This window comes from Sphingomonas sp. NCPPB 2930 (genome assembly GCF_042867205.1).
Classification (GTDB): domain Bacteria; phylum Pseudomonadota; class Alphaproteobacteria; order Sphingomonadales; family Sphingomonadaceae; genus Sphingomonas.
Genome location: NZ_JBHZQU010000013.1, coordinates 18,223 through 43,346, shown reverse-complemented (window position 1 = coordinate 43,346; position 25,124 = coordinate 18,223). Strand labels below are relative to the sequence as shown.

Annotated in this window: 24 protein-coding genes; 16 read left to right on the top strand and 8 right to left on the bottom strand. The window is 68.6% G+C overall.

From position 1 onward, the window contains the following. Positions 1–129: 129 nt before the first annotated feature. Positions 130–1,671 carry a glycine betaine ABC transporter substrate-binding protein gene (locus ACFX59_RS14335; protein ID WP_387433002.1) on the bottom strand — a complete coding sequence of 514 codons (1,542 nt, stop codon included), beginning with the start codon at positions 1,669–1,671 and terminating at the stop codon, positions 130–132. Then, entirely contained in the window at positions 1,668–2,438 is a 771-nt protein-coding gene (locus ACFX59_RS14330) for an ATP-binding cassette domain-containing protein (protein WP_387433000.1), read from the bottom strand. Before ACFX59_RS14330 ends, ACFX59_RS14335 begins: the two co-directional genes overlap by 4 nt. Positions 2,439–2,560: 122 nt before the next feature. Here ACFX59_RS14330 and glpX point away from each other — a divergent pair, with 122 nt between their 5' ends. Both glpX and ACFX59_RS14320 read left to right on the top strand, forming a co-directional pair. Beyond that, entirely contained in the window at positions 2,561–3,532 is a 972-nt protein-coding gene (gene glpX, locus ACFX59_RS14325) for a class II fructose-bisphosphatase (RefSeq protein ID WP_387432997.1), read from the top strand. A 186-nt stretch (positions 3,533–3,718) separates the two neighbouring features. After that, positions 3,719–4,444 carry a CPBP family intramembrane glutamic endopeptidase gene (locus ACFX59_RS14320; protein ID WP_387432995.1) on the top strand — a complete coding sequence of 242 codons (726 nt, stop codon included), beginning with the start codon at positions 3,719–3,721 and terminating at the stop codon, positions 4,442–4,444. Positions 4,445–4,580: 136 nt separating this feature from the next. Here ACFX59_RS14320 and ACFX59_RS14315 read toward each other — a convergent pair whose 3' ends face one another. The 4 genes from ACFX59_RS14315 to ACFX59_RS14300 are packed head-to-tail and all read right to left on the bottom strand — an operon-like array spanning position 4,581 to position 8,371. Next, on the bottom strand, positions 4,581–5,342 hold the full coding sequence (locus ACFX59_RS14315) for an ABC transporter permease (protein WP_307102552.1): 762 nt from the start codon (positions 5,340–5,342) through the stop codon (positions 4,581–4,583). Continuing rightward, positions 5,339–6,271, bottom strand: coding sequence for an ABC transporter ATP-binding protein (locus ACFX59_RS14310; protein WP_387432991.1), 933 nt, complete (start codon positions 6,269–6,271; stop codon positions 5,339–5,341). The genes ACFX59_RS14315 and ACFX59_RS14310 overlap by 4 nt, the downstream gene beginning before the upstream one ends. 46 nt (positions 6,272–6,317) lie before the next feature. Beyond that, positions 6,318–7,025, bottom strand: coding sequence for a DsbA family protein (locus ACFX59_RS14305; RefSeq protein ID WP_387432988.1), 708 nt, complete (start codon positions 7,023–7,025; stop codon positions 6,318–6,320). Beyond that, a complete protein-coding gene (locus tag ACFX59_RS14300) occupies positions 7,022–8,371 on the bottom strand; it encodes a M48 family metalloprotease (RefSeq protein WP_309699462.1) in 1,350 nt (449 codons plus the stop codon). Before ACFX59_RS14300 ends, ACFX59_RS14305 begins: the two co-directional genes overlap by 4 nt. Positions 8,372–8,487: 116 nt before the next feature. Here ACFX59_RS14300 and ACFX59_RS14295 point away from each other — a divergent pair, with 116 nt between their 5' ends. Further along, positions 8,488–8,898: a hypothetical protein gene (locus ACFX59_RS14295; protein ID WP_387432985.1), complete on the top strand. Its 411-nt coding sequence runs from the start codon at positions 8,488–8,490 to the stop codon at positions 8,896–8,898. Between the two features lie 215 nt (positions 8,899–9,113). On the opposite strand, the gene ACFX59_RS14290 is transcribed toward ACFX59_RS14295, so the two are convergent. Then, positions 9,114–11,774 carry a ribonuclease E/G gene (locus ACFX59_RS14290; protein ID WP_387432983.1) on the bottom strand — a complete coding sequence of 887 codons (2,661 nt, stop codon included), beginning with the start codon at positions 11,772–11,774 and terminating at the stop codon, positions 9,114–9,116. A 486-nt stretch (positions 11,775–12,260) separates the two neighbouring features. Here ACFX59_RS14290 and ACFX59_RS14285 point away from each other — a divergent pair, with 486 nt between their 5' ends. From ACFX59_RS14285 to ACFX59_RS14245, 9 genes are all read left to right on the top strand, one after another. Continuing rightward, positions 12,261–13,496, top strand: a complete 1,236-nt coding sequence (locus ACFX59_RS14285) for an N-acetylmuramoyl-L-alanine amidase (RefSeq protein ID WP_309692274.1) — start codon at positions 12,261–12,263, stop codon at positions 13,494–13,496. A gap of 70 nt (positions 13,497–13,566) precedes the next feature. After that, positions 13,567–13,995 carry a hypothetical protein gene (locus tag ACFX59_RS14280; RefSeq protein WP_387432981.1) on the top strand — a complete coding sequence of 143 codons (429 nt, stop codon included), beginning with the start codon at positions 13,567–13,569 and terminating at the stop codon, positions 13,993–13,995. 12 nt (positions 13,996–14,007) lie between these two features. Then, the gene (locus tag ACFX59_RS14275; RefSeq protein WP_307102568.1) at positions 14,008–14,397 is read left to right on the top strand and encodes a hypothetical protein; all 390 of its coding nucleotides are present in this window, start codon (positions 14,008–14,010) and stop codon (positions 14,395–14,397) included. A 55-nt stretch (positions 14,398–14,452) separates the two neighbouring features. Further along, the gene (locus ACFX59_RS14270) at positions 14,453–15,427 is read left to right on the top strand and encodes a rhodanese-related sulfurtransferase (protein ID WP_387432978.1); all 975 of its coding nucleotides are present in this window, start codon (positions 14,453–14,455) and stop codon (positions 15,425–15,427) included. Between the two features lie 65 nt (positions 15,428–15,492). After that, positions 15,493–17,988: a penicillin-binding protein 1A gene (locus ACFX59_RS14265; RefSeq protein ID WP_387432976.1), complete on the top strand. Its 2,496-nt coding sequence runs from the start codon at positions 15,493–15,495 to the stop codon at positions 17,986–17,988. Positions 17,989–18,054: 66 nt separating this feature from the next. Continuing rightward, entirely contained in the window at positions 18,055–19,182 is a 1,128-nt protein-coding gene (prfB, locus tag ACFX59_RS14260) for a peptide chain release factor 2 (RefSeq protein WP_307102574.1), read from the top strand. A gap of 1 nt (position 19,183) precedes the next feature. After that, positions 19,184–19,930, top strand: a complete 747-nt coding sequence (locus ACFX59_RS14255; protein WP_307102576.1) for a class I SAM-dependent methyltransferase — start codon at positions 19,184–19,186, stop codon at positions 19,928–19,930. 137 nt (positions 19,931–20,067) lie between these two features. After that, positions 20,068–20,514: a hypothetical protein gene (locus tag ACFX59_RS14250; RefSeq protein WP_307102577.1), complete on the top strand. Its 447-nt coding sequence runs from the start codon at positions 20,068–20,070 to the stop codon at positions 20,512–20,514. A gap of 2 nt (positions 20,515–20,516) precedes the next feature. Further along, positions 20,517–21,263, top strand: a complete 747-nt coding sequence (locus ACFX59_RS14245) for a TorF family putative porin (RefSeq protein ID WP_387432973.1) — start codon at positions 20,517–20,519, stop codon at positions 21,261–21,263. Positions 21,264–21,287: 24 nt separating this feature from the next. Here ACFX59_RS14245 and ACFX59_RS14240 read toward each other — a convergent pair whose 3' ends face one another. Continuing rightward, positions 21,288–21,680: a JAB domain-containing protein gene (locus tag ACFX59_RS14240; protein WP_309692294.1), complete on the bottom strand. Its 393-nt coding sequence runs from the start codon at positions 21,678–21,680 to the stop codon at positions 21,288–21,290. A gap of 96 nt (positions 21,681–21,776) precedes the next feature. Between ACFX59_RS14240 and ACFX59_RS14235 the strand changes: the two genes are divergently transcribed. The 4 genes from ACFX59_RS14235 to ACFX59_RS14220 all read left to right on the top strand — a co-directional run bounded on the left by ACFX59_RS14235 (position 21,777) and on the right by ACFX59_RS14220 (position 25,124). Next, the gene (locus ACFX59_RS14235; RefSeq protein ID WP_307102582.1) at positions 21,777–22,571 is read left to right on the top strand and encodes a thymidylate synthase; all 795 of its coding nucleotides are present in this window, start codon (positions 21,777–21,779) and stop codon (positions 22,569–22,571) included. Beyond that, complete coding sequence (locus ACFX59_RS14230; protein ID WP_387432970.1) at positions 22,568–23,035, top strand: dihydrofolate reductase; 468 nt, start codon at positions 22,568–22,570, stop codon at positions 23,033–23,035. The genes ACFX59_RS14235 and ACFX59_RS14230 overlap by 4 nt, the downstream gene beginning before the upstream one ends. 100 nt (positions 23,036–23,135) lie before the next feature. Continuing rightward, a complete protein-coding gene (locus tag ACFX59_RS14225) occupies positions 23,136–24,161 on the top strand; it encodes a GGDEF domain-containing protein (protein WP_387432968.1) in 1,026 nt (341 codons plus the stop codon). A gap of 33 nt (positions 24,162–24,194) precedes the next feature. Further along, positions 24,195–25,124, top strand: coding sequence for a bifunctional riboflavin kinase/FAD synthetase (locus tag ACFX59_RS14220; RefSeq protein WP_387432965.1), 930 nt, complete (start codon positions 24,195–24,197; stop codon positions 25,122–25,124).

Sequence of the window (25,124 nt, the reverse complement as noted above, 5' to 3'; positions counted from 1 at the left end):
ATCCGGCCTCACCGGCTTGAGGCGAAAAGAGGACGGTCGCCCGAAGCGATACCCCTCCGCGTTCTCCGCGCCTCTGCGCGAACACAATCTTCCCTGCTTCGCGGCATCGCGGCTTCGCGTGAACCCAAACTACAAACCGACCCGGTCCGCCAGCCACCGCGCCGCAGCCTCCGGGCTTTCCTTGACCGCGTCATCCCGATCGACCCGGTAGTTCGCCTCGCGCATCGCCTCGACCGGAATCCGGTTCAGCATGGGCCGCAGCGCCTCCACGAAGGTCGCATCCGCCGCCCGGTCCTTCGCCACCAGCAGCACCGCATCATACCCCGGTATCGCGCGCTTCAGATCGCCCAGCACCACCAGCCGGTCCGCCGCGATCCGCCCGTCCGAAGAGAAAGCGGAGATCACATCCGCCCGCCCGCTCTCCAGCGCGCGGTACATGAAGGTCGGGCTGTACGGCGTCTGCCCCTCGAAGCGCAGGCCATAGGCATCGCGCACCGCCGCCCACTCGGGGCGGTCGAGAAACTCCAGGTCGCTGCCCAGCTTCAGTCGGGGCGCCACACGGCCCAGATCGGCTAGCGACCGCACGCCCAGCCGCTGCGCGACGGGCGCCTTCATCGCAAAGGCATAGGCATTCTCGAACCCCAGCGGCCCCAGCATCGCCACGTCGCGTGTCGCGGCCCATTGCTGGAGCGTGCGCAGCATCGCGGCGCGGGGCGGCGAATCCTGCCGGTGCATCGCGGTCGTCCATAGCGTGCCCGCATAATCGACATAGACGTCCACCCGGCCGCCCGCCGTCGCCTCGAACGCCACCGCCGAGCCCAGCCCGTCGCGATAGCTGACCGAATAGCCCGCACGGGTCAGCTGGTCGCCGATCAGGCGCGCCAGGATATATTGCTCGGAAAAATTCTTCGCGCCGATCACCACCGCGCGCCGCTGTTGCGAGCCGCGCGGCCATAGCGGCTGCGTCGCCAGCGCACAGCCCAGCGCCAGCGCGACCAGCCCGCCGATCCACAGGCCCTTCCGCCGCGTCGCCAGCCCGCGCTCGATCACCCCGATCAGCGCGTCCACCCCCAGCGCCAGCGCGGCGGCGGCGACGCAGCCCGCCAGCACCAGCGCCCAGGCCTGGGTCTGGAGCCCGGCAAAGATCATGTCGCCCAGCGAGGGCTGGCCGACCGTCGTCGACAGGGTCGCCGCGCCGATCGTCCAGACCGCCGCCGTCCGGATTCCGGCCGCCAGCACCGGCGCGACCAGCGGCGCCTCGACCAGCCGCAGCTTCTGCGCGCGGGTCATCCCGACCGCATCGGCCGCCTGCAACACCGCCGGATCGAGCCCGGTCAGCCCCGTCACGCCGTTGCGCAGGATCGGCAGCAGCGCATAGAGCGTCAGCGCCAGCAGCGAGGGCAGGAAGCCCAGCGCCGGTATGCCACCGCCGACCAGCCCCGAGAGGCTGAGCAGCAGCGGATAGAAGAGCGCGAGCAGCGCCAGCGCCGGAATGGTCTGGACCAGGCTCGCCAGCCCCAGCGCGACCCGCGACAGCCCCGGCCGCCGCGCACAGGCAAAGGCGAGCGGCACCGCGATGACGATCCCGAGCAGCAGCGCGGCCATGCTGACCGTGACATGATGCGCGAGCAGCGGCGGCACGCGGGCCAGCGCGTCGAGAAAGGCGCTCATCGGGCGAGTGCCGCCAGCCGTTCGGCCTGGTGCCGGGGAACCGCCATCAGCGCCTGCGCGACCGTGCCGCCCTGACCCGCGACCAGTTGCGCCGGGGTGGCGTCGGCGACGATCCGCCCCTGGTCCATCACCAATATGCGGTCGGCGGTCAGCAGCGCCTCGGCCATGTCATGGGTGACGAGCAGGGTCGTCAGCCCCAGCCGCGCAGGCAGTTCCCCCAGCCGCCCGGCCAGCGCATCGCGTGTCACCGGGTCGAGCGCGCCCAGCGCCTCGTCGAGCAGTAGGATCGGCGGCTCGGTCGCCAGCGCGCGGGCGATCGCCACCCGCTGGCGCTGGCCGCCCGACAGCGCGTCGGGCATCCGCCCGGCCAGCTCGCGGGGCAGGTCGACCAGATCGAGCAGTTCGCCCACGCGATCCCCTACCGGCCGCCCGGCGATGCGCAGCCCGATCGCGATATTGGCGGCGACCGTCATGTGCGGGAACAGGCCGTGCTGCTGGAAGACATAGCCGATCCGCCGCCGCCATTCGGGCGCGGGCCGCGCGCCGGCATCCTCTCCGTCGATGGTGACGCGGCCCGTATCGGGCGTCTCCAGCCGGTTGATCATCCGCAACAGCGTCGACTTGCCCGATCCCGACGCCCCGACCAGCGCGACGAAGCTGCCCCGCGCGACGGTCAGCGAAACCCGGTCCACCGCCGCGACCGATCCGTAGCGGCGGCTGACATCGGTCAGGGTGATCATGGCGGGGATGGGGGATGGCATCGGCATGTCCAACGCAGGGTCGACCGTTTCCGCCCCACCGTCCATCGCCTTTCGCTCTGTTCGCGGGGAACGAGACGCGGTATGGCATGTAAAACATGTTCAACAAAATGCCGCGTCAGGAGAGCCCCATGAACACTATCCCGCAGCCCGCCAGCCATGTGCTGGACCGTGTCCTCGTCCTCGAAATGGTCCGCGTGACCGAGGCGGCGGCGATCGCCGCCTCGACGCTGGTCGGGCGCGGTGACGAGAAGGCGGCGGACGCGGCGGCGGTCGAGGCGATGCGCGCCGCGCTCAACGAGCTGGAGATGGACGGCACCGTCGTCATCGGCGAGGGCGAGCGCGACGAGGCCCCGATGCTGTTCATCGGCGAAAAGGTTGGCACCGGCCATGGTCCGGAGATCGACATCGCGCTCGATCCGCTGGAGGGAACGACCATCTGCGCCAAGGCGGGGCCCAACAGCCTGGCGGTGCTGGCGATCGCCGAGAAGGGCCATCTGCTCAACGCGCCCGACGTCTATATGGACAAGATCGCGGTTGGCCCCGGCTATCCGGCGGGCATCATCGACCTGGACCGCAGCCCCAGCGAGAATATCCGTGCCATCGCCGAGGCCAAGGGGGTGAAGCCCGGCGACATCGTGGTCTGCGTGCTGGACCGGCCGCGTCACGAGACGCTGATCGCCGAGCTGCGTTCGCTGGGCTGCGGCGTCGTGCTGATCGGCGACGGCGACGTGGCGGGGGTGATCGCGACGACCGATCCGGACACGACGATCGACGTCTATATGGGCTCTGGCGGCGCGCCGGAGGGGGTGCTGGCCTGCGCCGCGCTGCGTTGCGTCGGCGGGCAGTTCAAGGGGCGGCTGCTGTTCCGCAACGATGCCGAGCGGGCACGGGCGTATAAATGGGGCGTGACCGATCTCGACAAGCAATATGACCTGACCGAACTGGCGCAGGGCGACTGCATCTTCGCGGCGACCGGCGTGACCGACGGCTCGCTGCTGGCGGGGGTCAAGCGGCGGCCCAAGGTGATGACGACCGAAAGCGTCGTCATGCGCGCCTCGTCGGGCACGGTGCGCTGGGTCAAGGGGCAGCACCGGTTGTGATTTGCCAGGTTGATCGTCTTTCCGACGACGTAGCGCCGTGACCTTCACACCCGCGCCGTTCAGCCTGAGCGAAGTCGAAGGCCATGGGATAAGCGTCGCCAAGCCGCGAACGCGGGGCGTGCGCTTCGACTTCGCTCAGCGCGAACGGATGGGTGAGGCGCGATCGGCTATGGAAGGGCAATGGTCATGATGTCGCCCATTCTAGCCGCCCTTCTACTGCTCGCCGCGCTGGGTGGCGTCTGGTGGTTCCAGAAGGGCGATCTGGGCGAATATCGGCGGTTCAAGGCGCTGAACGACGGTCATTCGCGGCGGATGCGCTTCCGGTTGTGGCTGGTGCGGGCGGCGCTGGTCTTCCTGTTGCCGGTGGGGATCGGGCTGGCGCTGCTCGGGCGGCTGGTGGCGCTGGTCACCATGCCGGGCGAGTTCGCACCCGCGGCGGCCATGCTGCCGTCCGTCCTTGCCAGCGACGACGGGGCGTTGGGGTTGTTGCTGGGCGGCGCGGTGGGTGGGCTCGTCGTCGGCGCGGTGATGGCGCGCGTGTTGAAGCGCAGGCCGCTGGGCGATGTCTCCGCGCTGCTGCCGCGTGACCGGCGCGAGCTGAAATATGCCGCCGCGCTCAGCGTCATGGCCGGGGTGAGCGAGGAGGCGTTCTTCCGCCTCTATCTGCCGCTGCTGGTCGCGGTGTTGACCGGACAGGCCTGGATCGGCTTCGCCGCCTCGCTGATCCTGTTCGGGGCGATGCACCGCTATCAGGGCTGGGCAGGCGTCCTGGCCACCACCGCGCTGGGAGCGGTGATGACGGGGCTGTACCTGATGACCGGCAGCCTGTGGGTCGTGATGCTGGTCCACGCGCTGGTCGATCTGAACGGTCTGGTGGTGACGCCGCTGCTGGGCGGGGGACTCAAAAGATAACCTGCTCCCCGGCAAAGGTCGGGGCTACTGCAACGTTCATGGTGCGTCGAAACGGCGAGGGGGGAGGCCCATGTCCCGCATCCTCGACAACTGGACCCCGGCCTTCGCCGGGGAACAGGTGGGTTTCAGGCCGCGCTCAGTTCTTCAGCCGCCAGCCGGTGCGGAAGATCCAGCCGATCCACGCCAGGCACGCCAGCAGGAACAGCCCCGTCACCCCCAGGCTGACCGTCGGGGCCACGTCCGACGTGCCGAAAAAGGTCCAGCGGAAGCCGTTGATCAGATACACGACCGGATTGAACAGCGTCACGGTCCGCCACGGCTCGGGCAGGATCGTCACCGAGTAGAAGGCGCCGCCCAGAAAGGTCAGCGGCGTGACGATCAGCAGCGGGATGACCTGCAACTGCTCGAACCCGCGCGCCCAGATGCCGATCGCGAAGCCGAACAGCGAGAAGGTCGTCGCGACCAGCAACAGGTAAAAGATCATCGCCACCGGATGCAGGATCGACAGGTCGACGAACAGATAGGCGGTCGCCAGGATCACCAGCCCGATCACCATCGACTTGCTCGCCGCCGCGCCGACATAGCCCAGCACCGTCTCGATCGGCGACAAGGGCGCGGACAGGATCTCGTACATCGTCCCCGTGAATTTGGGCATGTAGATGCCCAGACTGGCGTTCAGGATGCTTTCCGAAAAGATCGACAGCAGCATCAGCCCCGGCACGATGAATGCGCCGTAAGGCACGCCCGAAACCTGATTCATCGCAGAGCCGATCGCGGTACCGAACACCACGAAGTACAGCGTCGTGGTGATGACCGGCACCATCAGGCTGGTCCACACGGTCCGCCGGAACCGCGCCATTTCGAAGCGATAGATCGCCCATATGCCATGCAGGTTCATGCGCGCCCCCCCTCGACCAGATCGACGAAAATATCCTCCAGCGAGGATTTGTAGGTTTCCAGATCGACAAACCCGATCCCCATCTCGCCCAGCATTCGCAGGAGCGAGGGGATGCCGGTATGCTCGGCGCGCGCGTCGAAGATGTAGCGAAGGCGGCGCCCTTCATCCTCCAGCGTCAATTCCCATTCCGCCAGCGCGGCGGGGATCGCCGCCATCGGCTCGGCCAGCGTCAGCACCATCTCGCGCTTGCCGAGCTTCTTCATCATCTCGGCCTTTTCCTCGACCAGAAGAAGCTGGCCCTTGGCGATCACGCCCACCCGGTCGGCCATCTCCTCGGCCTCCTCGATATAATGGGTGGTCAGGATGATGGTGACGCCGCGTTCCCGCAGGCGGTGGACCAGCTTCCACATATCGCGGCGCAGTTCGACATCGACGCCTGCGGTGGGTTCGTCGAGGAACAGCAGGTCGGGTTCGTGGGCGAGCGCCTTTGCGATCAGCACCCGGCGCTTCATGCCGCCCGACAATTCCATCAGCTTGGCGTGGCGCTTGTCCCAGAGCGACAGGTCGCGGAGCACCTGCTCGACATAAGCAGGATTAGGCGCGCGGCCGAACAGGCCCCGGCTGAAATTCACCGTGTCGATGACCCGCTCGAACATGTCGACCGACAATTCCTGCGGCACCAACCCGACTTTCCGCCGTGCGCCCTTGTAATCGCGCAGCGCGTCATGCCCGTCGACCCGGATCGTACCCGCAGATGGCGTGACGATGCCGCAGACGATCGAGATCAGCGTGGTCTTGCCCGCGCCATTGGGGCCGAGCAGCGCGAAGATCTCGCCGCGCCGGATGGTCAGGTCGACCGGATGCAGCGCGGTGACGCCGCTCTTATAGGTCTTCGTCACCCCCTGGATGGACAGGATCGGGTCGGTCATGCGGCAGTCCCCCGTATTTGGCCCCCGTTGGAAGACTGCCGCTTTATCAACCGTTTCGCGCGTCGGCGATGGCCTTTTGCAATTGTTCGATCGGCAGCGCGCCCGACAGGACGCGGTTGCCGACGATCCAGCTGGGCGTGCCGTTCAGGCCCAGGCGACTCGCCGCCTCCATGTTGCGCGCGATCTCGGCATCGGCCTGGGGCTGGAAGGCGGCGAGCTTGGTCGTGTCGACCCCGGCCGCCCTGGCCGCTGCCGCGATCGTCGCGTCGCTGACCGGCCCTCCGGCATAGAGCGCGTCGTGGAACGCCTGGAACTTGCCCTGCGACGCGGCGAGCAGGCTCATCCGCGCCGCCGCCCGGCTGGACGGCGCCAGGATCGGCAGCTCGCGATAGACGATGCGCAGTTTCGGATCGGCCTCGACCAACCGCTTGAGCAGCGGCAGGCTGGCCCGGCAATAGCCGCAATTATAGTCGTAGAATTCGACCAGCGTGACGTCACCCTTGGGGTTGCCCGAATAGGCGTTGCCGAACGGCTTGGTCAGGTCGCCGCCGATCGCCGCCACCGCCTTGCCCTGTTCGCGGTCCTGAAGCCGCTGCATCGCCTCCGGGATCACCTCCGGATGGTCGAGCAGATAGGCGCGCACCGCCTCGCCCGAGGCGCCGTGCGGCGCGGCCAGTTGCTGGATGCCGATCGCGGCGCCGCCACCGATCAGGCCGCCGATCACCGCGACGGCGGCCAAGGCCTTCATGCTCATTTGCGGCGCTTCTTCTTGGAACTGGCGGCGGCGTCGGCAGAGGTCATTGCGATATCCTGCGCCCGAATCCATTCGGACGTATTGGGGGTGAGATTGGCCATCGCATAGCGGGCGCTCTGGATGGCGGTGCGGGTGTCGCCCATCATGCTGGCCCGCTCGGCGGTGGCGAGCGCGGCGCGCGGCTCGTCGCCCAGCTGTTCATAGGCGGTGCCGAGCTGGATCCAGGCAAAGGGATTGTCGTCGTCGCGCTGCACCGCGACCTTCAGCACCTTCACCGCCTCGGCCAGATGGCGCTTGTCCTCGGTCGCGATCAGCGCATGGCCGAAGGTCGTGGCGATCAGCGCATTCTGCCCCGACCCCATGGTCGCGGCGCGAAGCGGGGCCAGCGCCTCTTCGGGCTTGCCCGATTCGAGCAGGATCTGGCCCTGGATTTCCTCGAAATAGGGATCGTGCGGGTCGCGCGCGATCAGCGCGGCGGCCTCCGCCTCGGCTTTGTCAGGGTATCCCGCCTTGTGATAGGCATAGGCGCGCGCATAATGCGCATAGACCGACTGGTCGCTGACCGGATATTTGATCAGCGTCGCCTCGGGCGTGGCGACATAGCCCAGCAGCTTGGCCTTCACCCGCAGGAAGCGTTCCTGCAATTTCGCATCGACCGGCTTGTTCCAGGCGGGTGCGGCCTGGAGATCGGCGGTGAGCGCCTGGATGCGGTCGGCCGATAGCGGGTGGGTCTGCGCGAAGGGATCGATATTGGTGTAGCCGTACCGATATTGCTGGTTCTGCAACTTCTTGAAGAAGCTCAGCATCCCCTTGCCGGTGATCCCGGCGGTGGTCAGGTATCGCGCGCCCGCCGCGTCGGCGCTGGATTCCTGCGTGCGGCTGAACGCCAGCACCTTGCCCATCGCGGCCTGCTGTCCCGCCGCCATGATCCCCGCGCCCGCCTCGCCGCCGCCCGCCGCCATCGCGGCCAGCCCCAGCACCATCGAGAGCAGGTACATGCCCATGGCGGGCTTCATCGCGGCATCGCCCAGCACGACATGGCCGTCGGCGATATGGCCCAGCTCGTGCGCGACGACGCCCTGCACCTCGTTCACATTGTCCGCCGCCTGGATCAGCCCCGAATGGACATAGACGATCTGCCCGCCCGCCACGAAGGCGTTGATCGAATCGTCGTTGATCAGGACGATCTTCACGTCGCGCGGCGACAGCCCCGCCGCCTTGATCAGCGGCGCGGACATGTCGGCGAACAGAGTCTCGGTCTCGGCATCGCGCAGGATCGACTGCGCGGCGGCCGGTTGGGCCCAGAGCAGGGCGGTGGCGGCGAAGGCGGCGATCAGGCGCTTCATGATATCCTCTATCGTCGGGTCGGGCCCCGCGCACAACCGGCTTTGCAGGCGCGGGTGCGATGGATAGCCTCTGGCAGCGCATGGCTGAACGCCGGGCGAACGAAAGGGGAGACGGAATGGTGGCGATGACGATCGACGAACGACCCGCGCCGGTGACGGTGCGACAGGGCCTGCCACCCTGCCGGATTCGGGCCAGCGGTGCGGAAATCCGGCGGATCGCCGACTTGCCCGCCTCCGTCGCCGCTGCGATGGCCGCGGCGGCCGGTGGTGTCGTGGCCGAGGCGGGCCAGCCCTTCCATGCCACCGACGTCGCGCACCGCGATGCGCCGCCGGGGGTCCGCTTCCTGCGCGCCTATCGGGTGCGCGACCTGTGGCTGGTCTGGGTCGAGCGCGGCGGGATCGCGCATCGTTACGATGTGTTGGGGTTCCGGAACCCGCCGAATGGCATGGTGGCGGCGGTTCCGCCGAATCCGGGCCGGATGGGGCTATGCGCCGCGTCGCGCAGGCTGGCGGCGGCGCGGGGATAGGGTGGGGCGGCATGGCTTCCGGTGTCGTCGCGCTACCCTCACCCTTCCCACCCGCTGACGCGGGCGGGCCCCTTCCCTCTCCCGGTGGGAGAGGGAGGGAGGCGCGGAGCGCCGGAAGGGTGAGGGTGGCGCCCGAACCGTAGCGTCCACCCCCCAACAAAAACGCCCTCCTTCCGCCGGGGAAGGAGGGCGTCTTCGCGTTCAGGGTTCGGCGATCAGGCGCCGAAGGTCCGCTGCCACCAGCCGCGACGCGGGGTTTCGCCCGTGGCGGCGTCCGGCTCGGCGGTCGGGGCCGGTTCCTCGGCGGTCACGGCTTCGGCCTCGACGGGAGCTTCCTCGGCGACCGGCTCGGCGGCTGCCTTGGGGGCGGCCTTCTTGCGGGTGCGCTTGGGCTTGGCCGGGGCTTCCGCCTCGGCGGCGGGGGCTTCCTCGGCGACCGGCTCGGCGGCTGCCTTGGGGGCAGCCTTCTTGCGGGTGCGCTTGGGCTTGGCGGGGGCTTCCGCCTCGACCTCGGCGACCGGGGCGTCCGCCGCCGGAGCCTCTTCGACCACCGGCGCCTCGACCGTTTCGCTCACCACCGGCGCGGCCTTGCGGGCGCGCGGGCGACGACGGGTCTTGGGCGCGGTTTCCGCCTCGGCCTCGGCCACCGCCAGCGGGGTGGTCACGGGGGCGGCATCGCCCGCCTCGATCGGCTCCTCGATGGTCAGCGGCGTTTCGGCCGCGTCGTCATCGCCCTCGGCAACCGTTTCGGCACCGGCGTCGGCCGCAACCTCGGTCGCGCCGCCGTCCTGGCGACGGCCACCGCGACGGCCGCGACGGCCCCGGCGGCGGCGGCCGCCTTCGCGCGGTTCACCGGACTCGGTCTCGGCCTCGGTCGCCTCGACGGCTTCGGCGGCGTTCTCCTCGCCGTCCTCGGCCTCATCGGATTCGGCTTCCTCGGTCGCCTCGGCACCTTCGCGCTGCTCGCCCTCGCCACGGTTGCGGCGACCACGACGGCGACGGCGACGCTTGCGACCGCCTTCGCCTTCCTCGCGGGGTTCGCGCGGCGCGGCGGCTTCGGTGGCCTCCTCCTCGACCTCGTCCTCTTCTTCCTCCTCGATCTCGTCGATCAGATCGTCCTCATCCTCCTCGACGGGCAGGAGCGTGTCGATCTTGGGGGCATAGGCGGGCGGCGGGCCGGAGGCCTCGACCGTCATGCGCGCACCCTCTTCCTCGCGGTCCGGGATGATCTCGACGGTGACGCCGTAGCGATCCTCGATCTCGGCGATGTCCGCGCGCTTGCGGTTCAGCACATAGATGGCGGCTTCCTGGCTGGCGCGCAGCGTCAGGATCGAGCCGCGACCGCGCGCGGCCTCGTCCTCGATCAGACGCAGCGCCGACAGACCCGACGACGAAGCGGTGCGGACCAGGCCGGTGCCCTCGCAATGCGGGCACGGACGGGTGGACGCTTCCAGAACGCCGGTGCGCAGCCGCTGGCGGCTCATTTCCATCAGCCCGAAGGACGAGATGCGGCCGACCTGGATACGGGCGCGATCGTTCTTCAGCGCCTCCTTCATCGCCTTCTCGACCTTCCGGACATTAGAGTTGTTGTCCATGTCGATGAAGTCGATGACGACGAGGCCCGCCATGTCGCGCAGACGCAGCTGGCGCGCGATTTCCTGCGCGGCTTCCAGGTTGGTCGCGGTCGCGGTCTGCTCGATATTATGCTCGCGGGTCGAACGGCCGGAGTTGATGTCGATCGACACCAGCGCCTCGGTCGGGTTGATGACCAGATAGCCGCCCGACTTCAGCTGGACGACCGGATTGTACATCGCGGCCAGCTGATCCTCGACATGCGCGCGCTGGAACAGCGGTACGGCGTCGGCATATTGCTTCACCCGGCGCGCATGGGCGGGCATTAGCAAGCGCATGAAGTCCTTCGCCTGGCGATAGCCTTCCTCGCCCTCGACGATCACTTCCTCGATCTCGCGATTGTAGATGTCGCGGATCGCGCGCTTGATCAGGTCGCTGTCGCCATAGATCAGCGCGGGCGCCGACGAATGCAGCGTCTTTTCGCGAATGCCGTCCCACAGGCGCGCCAGATAGTCGAAGTCGCGCTTGATCTCGGTCTTGGTCCGCTGGAGCCCGGCGGTGCGGACGATACAGCCCATGGTCGAGGGCAGCGCCATGTCGGCCATGATGGTCTTCAGGCGCTTGCGGTCGGCCGCGTTCGAGATCTTCCGGCTGATGCCGCCGCCATGCGACGTGTTGGGCATCAGCACGCAGTAACGACCTGCCAGCGACAAATAGGTGGTCAGCGCCGCGCCCTTGTTGCCGCGCTCTTCCTTGACGATCTGGACCAGCAGCACCTGGCGGCGATGGATGACGTCCTGGATCTTGTAGCGGCGGCGCAGATTCTGGCGACGCTGGCGCAGCGCCTCGACCTGGTCGTCATTGACGGTCGACTTGCGGGCGCGCGGGGCGGCGCCATTCTCTTCACCGTCTTCGTCGTCGTGATGGTCGTCGGCGTGATCGTCATGATCCTCGCCGTCATGATCCTCATCATCCTCGGCGTCGAGTTCGGCGCGCAGCGCGGCCTCTTCGGCGGCATGCTCGGCCTCTTCGCGCAGCAGGGCTTCGCGATCTTCCTTGGGGATCTGGTAATAATCGGGATGGATTTCCGAAAAGGCCAGGAAGCCGTGACGGTTGCCACCGTAATCGACGAAGGCCGCCTGCAGCGACGGTTCGACGCGGGTCACCTTGGCGAGGTAGATATTGCCCTTGAGCTGCTTGCGCTCGGCCGACTCGAAGTCGAATTCCTCGATCCGGTTACCCTTGACGACCGCCACGCGGGTTTCTTCCCGGTGGCGTGCGTCGATCAGCATACGCGTGGTCATTATGAAGTCTCCACGCGCGCGTCGGGCCCGGTGGCAGCCGTCGCGCGCGGTAAATAAGGTGGGCGGCGGCGCGGGGCGCCGGTCCGCTGGAAAAAACGGAATGCGTGTCGGCCGCAGCCGCAGCGCCGGCAACGGGGCCGGTGCGGATCCACGACACCGCGTTCCCGCCGGCATGGGCCGGTCGGACTGCGGGGTGGATCATATGCGTCATGCGAGCGTCAACCTGGTTGGCCCTGGCGCGAAAGCCTTCGCGTTCCCGGCCCTTGATGGATGGCCCCGCCCCGATCGTGGGAGAGGTGATCGGGGTCGGGGTCCACCGGATTGCTAGCATCATCGGAACGTTTGCGCAACAGGCGGAAAACTGCCGATTCTCCCGGCCAGAAAATGCCGAATTGCCGGTTAACCATGCGTGGAAAGGCTGGATACAGCTGCGCGGCGTTACCCCCGAATGTCGATCGACCGATCGCCGAAAAGGGTTTTGGGGTGATGGCTTTTCGCTGGACCAGCGGCCGGCGGGCGCGGCATGTACGCCGCGTCGTGTTGATGCTGATCGCTTTTCTGATGGGGGTGTTCGCGCCGGCGGGTGCGTGGGCCGCCACGATTCGCAAGGTCGTGGTGCGCGGCGCGCAGGTGATCATCCGGTTCGATACACCCGTCAAACGCGCACGCAGCGTCATGCTGGACGAGCCGCGGCGCGTGTCGATCGACGTGACCGGCGCCTCGCCCAATGCACTGGCGGTGCGCGAAGGGGTGGTGCGCGGCCTGACCCAGCGGCGAATCAAGCCCGACGTCACCCGCCTGGATTTCGACCTGGCGGAGAATGCGACGATCTTCGACGGCGGCTTCGACGATGACGGGCGGCAATTGTCGCTGACCCTGAAGCCGGTGCGCCAGGGCTATACCCAGGCGAGCTTCGCCGGCGCGCTCGACTTCTTTCCCTTCCATTTCCAGCGCAAGCCCACCTATGCGCTGTCGGTGCCGGTCCCGGCGGCGACGCGCACTTTGCCGCTGCCACGGGTCAAGGGCGCCGACGACCGCCCGCTGGTGGTGATCGATGCGGGCCATGGCGGGGTCGATCCCGGCGCGATCAATCCGCAGACGGGCCTGCGCGAAAAGGATGTGACGCTCGCCATCGCCAAGGCGATTCGCGATACGCTGGTGGCATCGGGCCGCGTGCGCGCGGCGCTGACCCGCGAGGACGACCGCTATATCCTGCACCGCGAACGCTATAATATCGCGCGGCGGCTGCATGCCGACCTGTTCATCTCTATCCATTGCGACAGCGCGGGCGCGGGCGAGGCGCGCGGGGCCACCGCCTATACCCTGTCCGACGTCGCCTCCGACAAGGAGGCCGCGCGGCTGGCGGCGCGCGAGAACAAGGCGGACGTGATCGCGGGCGTCGATCTGGGCGGGAACAGCGACGTATCCTCGATCCTGATCGACCTGACCCAGCGCGAGACGATGAACGCCTCGGCCAGCTTCGCACGCCTGCTGGGCCGCGAGGCGCAGCCGCTGATCCCGGTCAAGCCGGTCTTCCACCGCATGGCCTCGCTGATGGTGCTCAAGGCGCCCGACATGCCCTCGATCCTGTTCGAGACGGGCTATATCTCGAACATGCAGGATGCGGCTTTCCTGGCCAGCAAGGACGGGCAGAAGCGGATCGCGCAGGCCGTGCTCCAGGCGGTCGAGGTGCATTTCGCGCGGCGGATGGCGTCGCGCTGAGCCCGCCGTAGATCGGGGCGAACCCGTCCGGCAACACTCGTTAAACTTTTGCGGTTAGGGTCATTTTCCAATGACCGAATATGTAGAACAGCTTGAGGGGCAGTATCGGCGCACGACGGAGCAGCTGGCCCTGTATCGCCGCGCCTGCGCGTCGCCGGTGCTGGACCTGGCCGCGCTGTGCGCCGCCCGGCACGGCCTGCTTTCCGCCAGCACCGCGCGCGCCAAATTCCTCCAGACGGAAATCTATCCGCTGATCCTGCGCGGCCAGGGCGATGCCTTCGCGGCCCGCATCGCGGAACTCGACAGGGACCTCGCCGTCAAGCGGCGGCTGTCGAGCGGACATATCGCCCAGTGGTCGACGGCGGCGGTGCAGGCGGATTGGCCGGGCTATAAGGTAGCTTCGGCGCAAATCGTTCGTCTGGTCGAGACGCGCCTGGTGCTCGAGAAAGCGGTCATCCTGCCCGCGCTCCGCACGCTGGCGATGCGGCGCGTGGCGTAACGGGCGCGACCGATGAAGGACTATTACGACATCGCGTTCGACGAGCGCGCCCGGATTCTGCACATCACGACCAACGGCTTCTGGTCGCTGGCGGTGACGACGATGTTCTCGGCCGATCTGCTGGCGCGCGGGACCGCGATCCGGATCCGGCACGGGACGTTCTGCACGCTGGCCGATCTGCGCAAGGCGCCCATCCAGCCGCTGCCGGTGATCGACGCGCTCGCGGCGATGATGCCCAAGGCGCTGAAGCTGACCTCCGCCCCGATCGCGGCGGTCGCGGGGTCCAGTCTCGCCAAGTTGCAGACCGAGCGCTATCTGGTCGGCCCCAATTGCCGGACCTTCCTCAGCCATGACGAGGCCGTGGCGTGGCTGGCGGAGGCGTCGCTGCCCGTGCGGGCGTGATGCCGCGGGGCGCCATGTCTGGCCCCCATCGCCGGATCGGCGTAAGGGGCGGGCGATGATCCGCGTCTGTGCCCTTTACCGTTTCGCCCCTTTCCCCGACCCCGCCGCGCTGCGCGAACCGCTGCTCGCCGTTGCGGAGGCGAACGGGATTCGCGGCACGCTGCTGCTGGCGGCCGAGGGGATCAACGGCACCATTGCGGGCAGCCATGACGGGATCGCGGCGGTGCTGGACCATATCCGCACGCTGCCCGGCTGCGCCGATCTGGACTATAAGGACTCGACCGCCGAGACGATGCCGTTCCATCGGATGAAGGTGCGGCTGAAGCGCGAGATCGTGTCGATGGGCGTGGACGGCATCGACCCGACCCGCGAGGTCGGGACCTATGTCGCGGGGGCGGAATGGAACGCGCTGATCGCCGATCCGCAGACCGTGCTGATCGACACGCGCAACGATTACGAGGTCGCGATCGGCAGCTTCGACGGCGCGGTCGACCCGAAGACGAAGAGCTTCCGCGACTTTCCCGCCTGGTTCCGCGATCACCGTGACGAACTGATGGCGGGCAAGAGCCGGGTCGCGATGTTCTGCACCGGCGGGATACGCTGCGAAAAGGCGACCGCCTTCCTCAAGGCCGAAGGGGTGGAGGATGTCTTCCACCTGGACGGCGGCATCCTGAAATATCTGGAGACGATGCCCGAGGAGGAGAGCCGCTGGCAGGGCGAATGCTTCGTCTTCGATGCGCGCGTGGCGGTGGGGCATGGACTGGCACAGGGCTCGCATGCGCTATGCCATGGCTGCCGGATGCCGGTCAGCCCCGAGGATCGATCGTCGCCGCTCTATGTCGAGGGGGTCAGCTGCCCCGCCTGTCACGGCACCCGCGACCCCGAGCGGCTGGCCGCCTATGCCGAGCGGCACCGGCAGGAGCGGCTGGCGGCGGCGCGGGGGCAGGCGCATGTCGGTGCGCGCCATATGCCCTCGGCCGGTCCCGACCCCGCCCTCGGCCCGGATCGCGACGAGCCGCCCGCCGCCTGACGCGGGCGTGACGGCTGGCAGGTGGCAAGCCGGAGCGAACCTGCTACACGGACCGTCGCAAAATCATGGCCGTCACCTTCTCCCATCCGTCCGAAGCCCCCGAAACGCCGCGTCGCCCGCCATGGCGCCGCTGGTGGGTTAGGCTGTCGGCCGCGCTCGCCCTGCTGGCCGTGATCGGCGCGGGCCTGTTCTGGTTCCTGTTCATGCGCGACCTGCCCTCGGTCGATGCGCTCAAGGCCTATGAGCCGCCGCTGCCCACCCATGTCCGCGGTATCGACGGCACCCCGATCCAGTCCTATGCGCGCGAACGCCGGGTCGAGCTGTCCTATAACGAATATCCGCCGCTGCTCGTGCGCGCGTTCCTGGCGGCGGAGGACAAGACCTTCTTCGAACATGGCGGCGTCGACTATCCGGGTCTGGCGGGCGCGGTGCTCGACTATGCGCAGAAATGGGGCACCGGGCGACGCGCGCGCGGCGGTTCGACCATCACCCAGCAGGTCGCCAAGAACCTGCTGATCGGCAACGCCTATTCCCCGACGCGCAAGGTGCGCGAGGCGATCCTGGCGTACAAGATCGAGAATGCGCTGACCAAGCCGCAGATCCTGGAGCTGTATCTCAACCAGATCGCGCTGGGGCGGAACGCCTTTGGCGTCGAGGCGGCGTCGCATGCCTATTTCGACAAGGAACTGAACGAGCTGACGCTCGGCCAGATGGCCTATCTGGCGGTGCTGCCCAAGGGGCCGTCCAATTACGATCCCATCCGCCATCCCGACCGCGCGCTGGAGCGGCGCGGCTATGTGCTGGGCGAGATGCTGCGCAACAATTTCATCACCCGCGCGCAATATGACGCGGCGATGGCGGAGCCGCTGGGTACGGTGCTGCGCCGCACCCCCAAATATGCGCAGGTCGGCGGCTATTTCGTCGAGGAGGTCCGGCGCCAGCTGATCAAGCAGTTCGGCGAGAACGCCAAGAGCGGGCCGCACAGCGTCTATGACGGTGGGCTGTGGGTGCGCACCTCGCTCGACACCCGGCTCCAGGATCTGGCGACCCAGGCGCTGCGCGACGGGCTGGTCCGGTTCGAGGGCGGGCGCGGCTGGTCCGGGCCGATCCGGCATGAGGAGATCGACGACAGCAACTGGCAACAGGTGCTGCTCAACACCAATATCGCGCTCGACTATCGCGACTGGCGCGCCGGGATCGTCACCGGCAAGGGCGGCAGCGAGGCGACGATCGGCTTCGCCAACGGCCGCACCGGCACGCTGCCGCGCAGCCTGGCGCAGATGCCGCGCCGGGGGACGGCCGCGACCGCGTTCAGCGCGCTGAAGGTCGGCGACATCGTCGCGGTCGCGCCGGAGGGCAGCGTGTTCGGCCTGCGCTCGGTCCCGCGCATCTCGGGCGGCTTCGTGGTCGAGGAACCCGCCAGCGGCCGCGTGCTGGCGATGCAGGGCGGCTTCGACGCCCGGCTCCAGGCGTTCAACCGCGCCACCCAGGCCCAGCGCCAGCCGGGCTCGACGATCAAGCCGATCGTCTATTCCGCCGCGCTCGACCATGGCATGACGCCCGCCTCGATCATCGTCGACGGGCCGTTCTGCGTCGACCAGGGTGCCAATCTGGGCACGAAATGCTTCCGCAACTTCGGCAATTCGGCGGGCGCCGGGCCGCACACCATGCGCTGGGGCATCGAGCAGTCGCGCAACCTGATGACGGTGCGCACCGCCGCGACGGTGGGCATGAAGAACGTCGTCGCCACCATCAAGCAGATGGGGATCGGCGACTTCCCGCCCTATCTCGCCTATGCGCTGGGCGCGGGCGAGACGACGGTGGGGCAGATGGTCAACGCCTATGCGATCCTTGCCAATAACGGGCGCGGCGGCGATCCCTCGCTGATCGACTTCGTGCAGGACCGGCACGGCAAGGTGATCTGGCCGGAGAATTGGCGCGCCTGCGACCGCTGCAACATGGCCGATTATGACGGCAAGCCGATGCCGCGCCCGGTTTCGCACCAGCGGCAGGTGCTGGACGCGATGACCGCCTATCAGATGGTCCATATCACCGAGGGCGTGATCCAGCGCGGCACCGCGACCGGCTTGCGCGACCTCGACCGTCCGATGTTCGGCAAGACCGGCACCAATAACGGCCCGACCGATGTGTGGTTCGTTGGCGGCACGCCGCAATTCGTCGGTGGCCTCTATATCGGCTATGACCATCCGCGTTCGCTGGGCGGCTATGCGCAGGGCGGGACGGTCGCGGTGCCGATCTTCCGCGAATTCGCCGAAAAGGCCTATGAGGGGCTGGACAAGCTGCCCTTCCGCGCGCCGCCGGGCATCCGCATGGTGCGGATCGACCGGGCGAGCGGACGGCCTGTCTATGGCACCTTCCCGACCGGCGACGATCCCAAGCCCGCGGTGATCTGGGAGGCGTTCAAGCCCGAGAGCGAGCCGCGCCGTCGCGCCCGCCGCGCAGGGCCCGCGACCGAGGCCCCCGCGACGCCGACCGGCCCCGCCACCCCGGCGGCGCCCCGCGACAGCGATTTCTTGCAAAGAGAAGGCGGAATCTACTAGCCCGCTTCCCATATTCGTTTTGCCGTCCCCGTTCGGACGGCCGCACGACCGATTCGGAGAATTTTCATGCGCGCTGAAGCGCAGGCTCATGTCGACACGATCAAGGATGCCCTGGAGCTGCTGCGCCGCTTCCTCGACTGGGACCGCGCGCTGCGCCGCCTGGACGAGCTGAACGCGCGCGTCGAGGATCAGGCGCTGTGGAACGACCCCAAGCAGGCCCAGGCCGTGATGCGCGAGCGTCGTCGCCTGGACGAGGCGATCACCGCCACCCGCGCCATCGAGAACGAGCTGTCGGGCACGGTCGAGCTGATCGAGCTGGCCGAGATGGAGGGCGACGAGGAACTGGAGAAGGAAGCCGTCACCAGCCTGGGCGAACTCGCCAAGCGCGCCGAGGCCGACAAGGTCAAGGCGCTGCTGGCCGGCGAGGCGGACGCCAACGACACGTATCTGGAAATCAACGCGGGCGCGGGCGGCACCGAGAGCCAGGACTGGGCCGGGATGCTCCAGCGCATGTATACGCGCTGGGCCGAGCGGCACGGCATGAAGGTCGAGCTGATCGACTTCCATGCGGGCGAGCAGGCCGGGATCAAGTCGGCGACGCTGCTGGTCAAGGGCGAGAATGCCTATGGCTATGCCAAGACCGAGTCGGGCGTGCACCGGCTGGTGCGGATCAGCCCGTACGACTCCGCCGCGCGCCGCCACACCAGCTTTTCGAGCGTCTGGGTCTATCCGGTGATCGACGACAATATCGAGGTCGAGATCAACGAGAGCGAGCTGCGCATCGACACCTACCGCGCGTCGGGCGCGGGTGGTCAGCACATCAACACCACCGACTCGGCGGTCCGCATCACCCACTTGCCGACCGGCATCGTGGTGCAGTGCCAGAACCAGCGGTCGCAGCACAAGAACAAGGCCGAGGCCTATAACCAGCTCCGCGCCCGCCTGTACGAGCGCGAACTGGCCGAGCGCGAGGCGGCGGCCAATGCGCAGAACGCGACCAAGACCGATATCGGCTGGGGCCACCAGATCCGCTCCTATGTCCTCCAGCCCTATCAGCTGGTGAAGGATCTGCGGACCGGCGTCACCTCGACCGCGCCCGGCGACGTGCTGGACGGCGATCTCGACTCGTTCATGGCGGCGGCGCTGTCGCAGCGCGTGACCGGCGAGGCGGTCGCGGTGGAGGATGTCGACTAAGATGCGTATCCAGGGGGCGGGATCGATCCTGGCGGCGGCACTCGTCATCGCGCTGGGGGGCGCGGTGGCGGCGTGCGACGGCTCCAAGCCGCTGATCCAGCGCGACGAGGACAAGCCCGGACCCTTTCCGGCGGCGGACCGCCCGGTCGCCGACGTGGTGTCGGCGCGCTGGTCGAGCGAGGACGCGCGGGACCGGCTGCGCGAGGCGGACCAGGTGATGGACCGCGCCAAGATCCGCCCCGGCATGACCGTCGCCGATATCGGCGCGGGCGAGGGCTATTACACCGTCCGCCTGGCGCAGCGCGTCGGCAAGCAGGGGCGGGTGCTGGCCGAGGACATCGTCGCGGCCTGGCGCGACCGGCTGGCCGACCGCGTCGCGCGCGAGCGGCTGGACAATGTCAGCGTCCGGCTGGGCGAGCCCGCCGATCCCAAGCTGCCGCCGAACAGCTTCGACCGGGTGCTGATGGTCCATATGTATCATGAGATCGACCAGCCCTATGAGTTTCTCTGGCGGCTGTTCCCCGCGCTGAAGCCCGACGGGCTGGTCGTGGTGGTCGACGCCAATCGTCGCACCCGCGCGCACGGCACCCCGCCCGAACTGTTGAAATGCGAGTTCGAGGCGGTCGGCTTCACCCAGGTCTCGATCGAGAACATGCCCTCGGCGGGTGGTTATCTGGCCACTTTCCGCGCGACCGGGCCGCGCCCCGAACCCGACACGATCCGGCCCTGTCGGATGCCGGGCAACTGAGCCGGGACCCTTACGTCATCATTGCGCCGACAGACTTGGAACATGACATATTTGTCATGTATTGATCGGTCATCGGTCCCGCACGGGGCCGATACGCCACCGGCCAGCATGGGCCGGGGCACGCCAAGGAGAAGACCATGACCATGTTGTTGATCGCCGGGCTGGTGCTCGGCACCGCCGCCGCATCCGATGGAGCGATCGAGCACCGGATGCAGCTGGACCATCATTCCGGGCCGGTCGCGGTCCGTTACAGCGCCGATGTCGGCGTGACCCATAAACAGATCGGCGCGGTCGCCACCGGCGGCCGCCCCTCGACGCTGCGGTGCCTGTGGAGCGCCAATGTGACCGTCCATCGCGAGGCGCGGGCGACCACCGGCACGACCCTGAGCCGCAGCGCGGCGCGCGACGGCGTGATCGAGGGCAGCCGTCCGGGCTGGTGCAGCACCCAGCGCGCGGCGATCGCGCGCGAGGTGGCGCAGCGCCAGGACGCGGTGCGCGATCATGTCCAGGCGGTGGCGCAGGAGGATCATCCCACGCTGCGCGCCGAGATGGATCGTCTCCATGCCGAGACGCGCGCCGGATGACCATGACGCACAAGGCCCTGTGGGCGGCGGCGTCGATGCTCGCCCCGATCGTCGCGGCGCATCCCGCCACCGCGCAGGATCGCCCCGCCATCGGGGTCGAGCTGGACAGCGACGAGAATCGCCGTGGCCTGAGCTGGAGCGGGGGGCGGGTGTCGCCCTCCGCCGACATCTTCGCGACCCGTGGCGCGCTGGAGGCGAGCGGCCGGATCGTGGCGTTGCGCGAATCGGACCGTCATGGCGGCGCGGGCCTGGTCGGCGACCTGACGCTCGGCGCCAGCACGCTGGTCGGGCCGGTGACGCTGCGCGGCCGGGTGACGGGGCACCTGTTCGGCGGCGCGGGCTTCGACGCCGATTATGTCGAACTGGGCGGCGGCGCATCCTATACGCTGGGGCCGGTCCAGCTGGACGCCGGTGCGGATTACGCCCCGTCGCAGGACGCGATCGGCGGCGACAATCTCTATCTCCATGCGGGTGCGCAGGCGGGTGTGCCGGGCACGCCCTGGACCGTGCTGGCCGGGGTCGGCCATTCGACCGGCCAGACCGACAATGCCGCGCGCGCCGCCCGGTTGCGGCCCGGCGGCGACTATAGCGACTGGCGGATCGGCGTGGAGCATGTTGCGGGGCCGGTGACGCTGGGGCTGGATTATGTCGGCACCGACGTGTCGGAACGGGCGGCATCGGCCTTCCCGCTGGCCGATGCGCGGCATTCGGGCGACCGGCTGGTCGGGCGCGTGCGATTCTCCTTCTGAACGGATCGCGGCGCCGATCGGCCTTCATAACATCCCCTGATCGCGCAGGCTGACCACCGCGCCCCGCGACAGGATCAGATGGTCGAGCAGCATCACGTCCAGCGCCGCCAGCCCCTGCGCCAGCCGCCGGGTCAGCGTCAGGTCGGCGGCGCTGGGGCGGGGATCGCCGTCCGGATGGTTGTGCGCCATCACCACCGCCTTTGCCGCCAGCAGGATCGCGTCGCGCGCCACCCGCGCCAGGGGGACGCCGACCGAATCGGCATGACCCGCGACATGGCGCAATCCCAACAAGGTCCGTTCCGAACCCAGAAAGGCGATCCCCAGCGCCTCACCGCCGGTCCGGTCCAGCCCGGCGAACAGCCGACACGCATCCTGTCGCGTGCGGATTCGCAAGGGAGGGCGGAGAAGGGCGGGCATTCCCGGACCTGCTTCACCCCGGCGTCGAAAGCATCTTCAGCCCGCACCGATCCGGTCGCGCTTGGCGCGGGGCGTGCGCGGCGCTAGGCCCGGGCCATGCGGCAATATCTCGACCTCATGGACCGGGTTCTGACCCACGGCGTGCAACAGATGGACCGGACCGGTACCGGCACCCTGTCGGTGTTCGGCCATCAGATGCGATTCGATCTGGCCCAGGGCTTTCCCGCCCTGACCACCAAGAAGCTCCACCTGCGCTCGATCATCGTCGAGCTTTTGTGGTTCCTGCGCGGCGACACCAATGTCCGCTGGCTTCAGGAGCGGAAGGTCAGCATCTGGGACGAATGGGCCGATGCGCAGGGCGATCTCGGCCCCGTCTATGGCAAGCAGTGGCGCGACTGGGCGACGGCGGACGGCCGCCACATCGACCAGATCGCCGAGCTGGTGGAACAGATCCGTACCCAGCCCGCCTCGCGTCGCCAGATCGTGTCCGCCTGGAACCCCGGCGACCTGCACGCCATGGCGCTGGCGCCCTGCCATTGCCTGTTCCAGACGCATGTCGCGAACGGGCGGCTGTCGCTGCAACTCTATCAGCGCTCGGCCGACATCTTCCTGGGCGTTCCGTTCAATATCGCCTCCTATGCCCTCCTGACCCATATGCTGGCGCAGCAATGCGATCTGGAGGTGGGCGAGTTCATCTGGACCGGCGGCGACTGCCATCTGTACCTGAACCATCTCGACCAGGCACGCACCCAGCTGGGCCGCGAGCCCGGCGCGCTGCCCCGGCTGGAGATCGTGCGCAAACCCGATGCGATCGACGGCTATGAGCCCGAGGATTTCGTCCTGCACGATTATGTCGCACAGCCGCATATCAAGGCGGCGGTGGCGATATGATCGTCTTCGTGCTGGCGCGGGCGCGCAACGGCGTGATCGGGCGCGACGGCCAGCTCCCCTGGCACCTCCCCGCCGACCTGAAGCATTTCAAGGCGCAGACCATCGGCAAGCCGATGATCATGGGCCGCAAGACCTTCGAGAGCTTTCCGGCGCCCTTGCCCGGACGGCGGCACATCGTCCTGACCCGCGATCCGCACTGGAGCGCCGAGGGGGCCGAGGTCGCGCATGACGTCGAGTCCGCCTTGGCGGTGGCGGGATCGGGCGATGTTGCGGTGATCGGCGGCGCGGAGATCTTCGCGCTCTTCCTGCCCCGCGCCGACCGGATCGAACTGACCGAGATCGACGCCGAGCCCGAGGGCGATGCGGTGGTCCCGGCCTTTACCGGATGGTATGAGACCCGGCGCGAGACCCATCCGGCCGAAGAGGGGCGTCCCGCTTATGCCTTTGTCTCACTGGTGAGGTGATGATCGGCTGACCGGGATTTCCGCTGTCCGTTGCGCGATGGGCATCGGCAAGCGCGACAAAGCCTTCTATGACGGGCAGGCGCGTCGATCATGAGGCGCGATGATCCTATCGGACGGGCAAGATCGCATGATCTGGGAAGCGCAGCGGCAGGCGGAGGAACGATGGGATGCCGAGCGGGAGGCCATGCTGTTCCTGGAAGCGCACCGGCTGGCGCATACGCCCGACAGCCATGCGGTGGCGCTTCACGCCCTGCGCCATCCCGGCAGCGTGCTGGGCCGCGAAGTCGCGCGGCGGACCGATGGCGGCGTCCGCCTCACGCCCGACGATGTCGATTCGCTCCGCCCGCTGCTGCGCGTGCATGAGGAGGCGGGGCACAGCCATGAGGCCTGGCAACGCGACCTGGGCGTCCAGGCCGAACGGCTCGAGTCGCTGACCACCGACGCGCGGCAGATCACCCGCGACTTCACCAGCGACATGGCCGCGCTGTCCGGCGTGGACCGGGATGCGGAGGCGAGGAGCGCGGGCGACGTGGCCGGCCTGCTCGAACAGTTGATCGCGCGGATCGCGAAGACCGAGCGCGAGCTGGCCGAGCTGTCGGGCCATATCGCGGCGCTGCGCGACCGGATCGACACGGTGCCGCGCAACGAGGATGTCGACCCGCTGACCGGCGTGATGACCCCGACCGGCGCCCGCCAGATGATCGCGGAGCTGCCCGACCTTGCGCATGGCTATGTCCTGGCGAGCTGCGGGCTGGACGATCTGGACGCGATCGAGGCGCGATATGGCCGGTCGGTGGCGGACAATGTCGTGCGCGCCTTCGTCGCGACGCTGCGCCAGAGCTGTGTCGGTGCCGACATCATCCGCTGGCAGGACAATCTGTTCGTCCTGCTGTTGCGCGGCCGCCCGCTGTCGCATCTGGCGATGATGATGGAGGAGGCGCGCGGAGCGATGCTGGCGCGCACGCTGCGGCTGCGCGGATCGGGCGAGCCGATCGGGGTCGTCACCCTGTCGGCGGGCGTCGCCATGGGGCAGGGCGCGGAGCTGCCGGAGGTGCTCGACCGGGCCGAGGTCTTTCGCGCGGTGGCCAGCGCGGGGCAGGGCAATCGCGTCGTGTCGCGCGCCTAGCCAATTCGCGCGGGCCTGTTATAGCGCGCGCCCATGCAGCGTCTTGATGGCGTGAGCCCCGTTCCGGCCCATCTGGCCGGCGGGATCGTCGCGCTGGGCAATTTCGACGGATTCCATCTCGGCCACCAGGCGGTGGTCGGGGCCGCCGTTTCGCGTGCCCGCGCCGAGGGGCGTCCGGCGCTGGTCGCGACCTTCGATCCGCATCCGATTCGCCTGTTCAAGCCCGACGCCGCGCCGTTCCGCCTGACCACGCTCGACCAGCGCGAGCGGTTGTTCGCCGAGGCCGGGGTGGATGCGATGGTCGTGTTCGGCTTCGACACCGCGCTGGCGGCGCTGAGCGCGCAGGAATTCGTCGAGCAGCGGCTGCTGGGCGCGCTGCGGGTCGGCGGCGTCGTGACCGGCGAGGACTTCACCTTCGGCCGGGGGCGCAGCGGCACGGTCGCGACCCTGCGTGAATGGGGGCGGCGGCAGGGCTTCTCGGCCGAGACGGTCGCGCCGGTGACGCTGGACGGCGAGCCGGTCTCGTCGAGCCGGATCCGCGCCGCGCTGATCGCCGGAAACCCGCGCGAGGCGGCCCGGCTGCTGACCCGGCCGTTCGCGATAGAGGGCGTGGTCCAGCATGGCGACAAGCTGGGCCGCACCATCGGCTATCCCACCGCCAATCTCGACATGAGCCATTATCTGCGCCCGGCTTACGGCATCTATGCGGTGCGCGGGACGCTGGACGACGGGCGGGTGTTGGACGGCGCGGCCAATCTGGGCATCCGGCCCAGCTTCGACCCGCCCAAGGAATTGCTGGAGCCGCATTTCTTCGACTTTGCGGGCGATCTGTACGGGCGGACGCTGTCGGTCGCGCTGATCGAGTATCTGCGGCCCGAGGCCAAGTTCGACACGCTCGACGCGCTGATCGCGCAGATGGACGGCGATTGCGCCCGCGCGCGCGACATTCTCGCCCGTGCATAA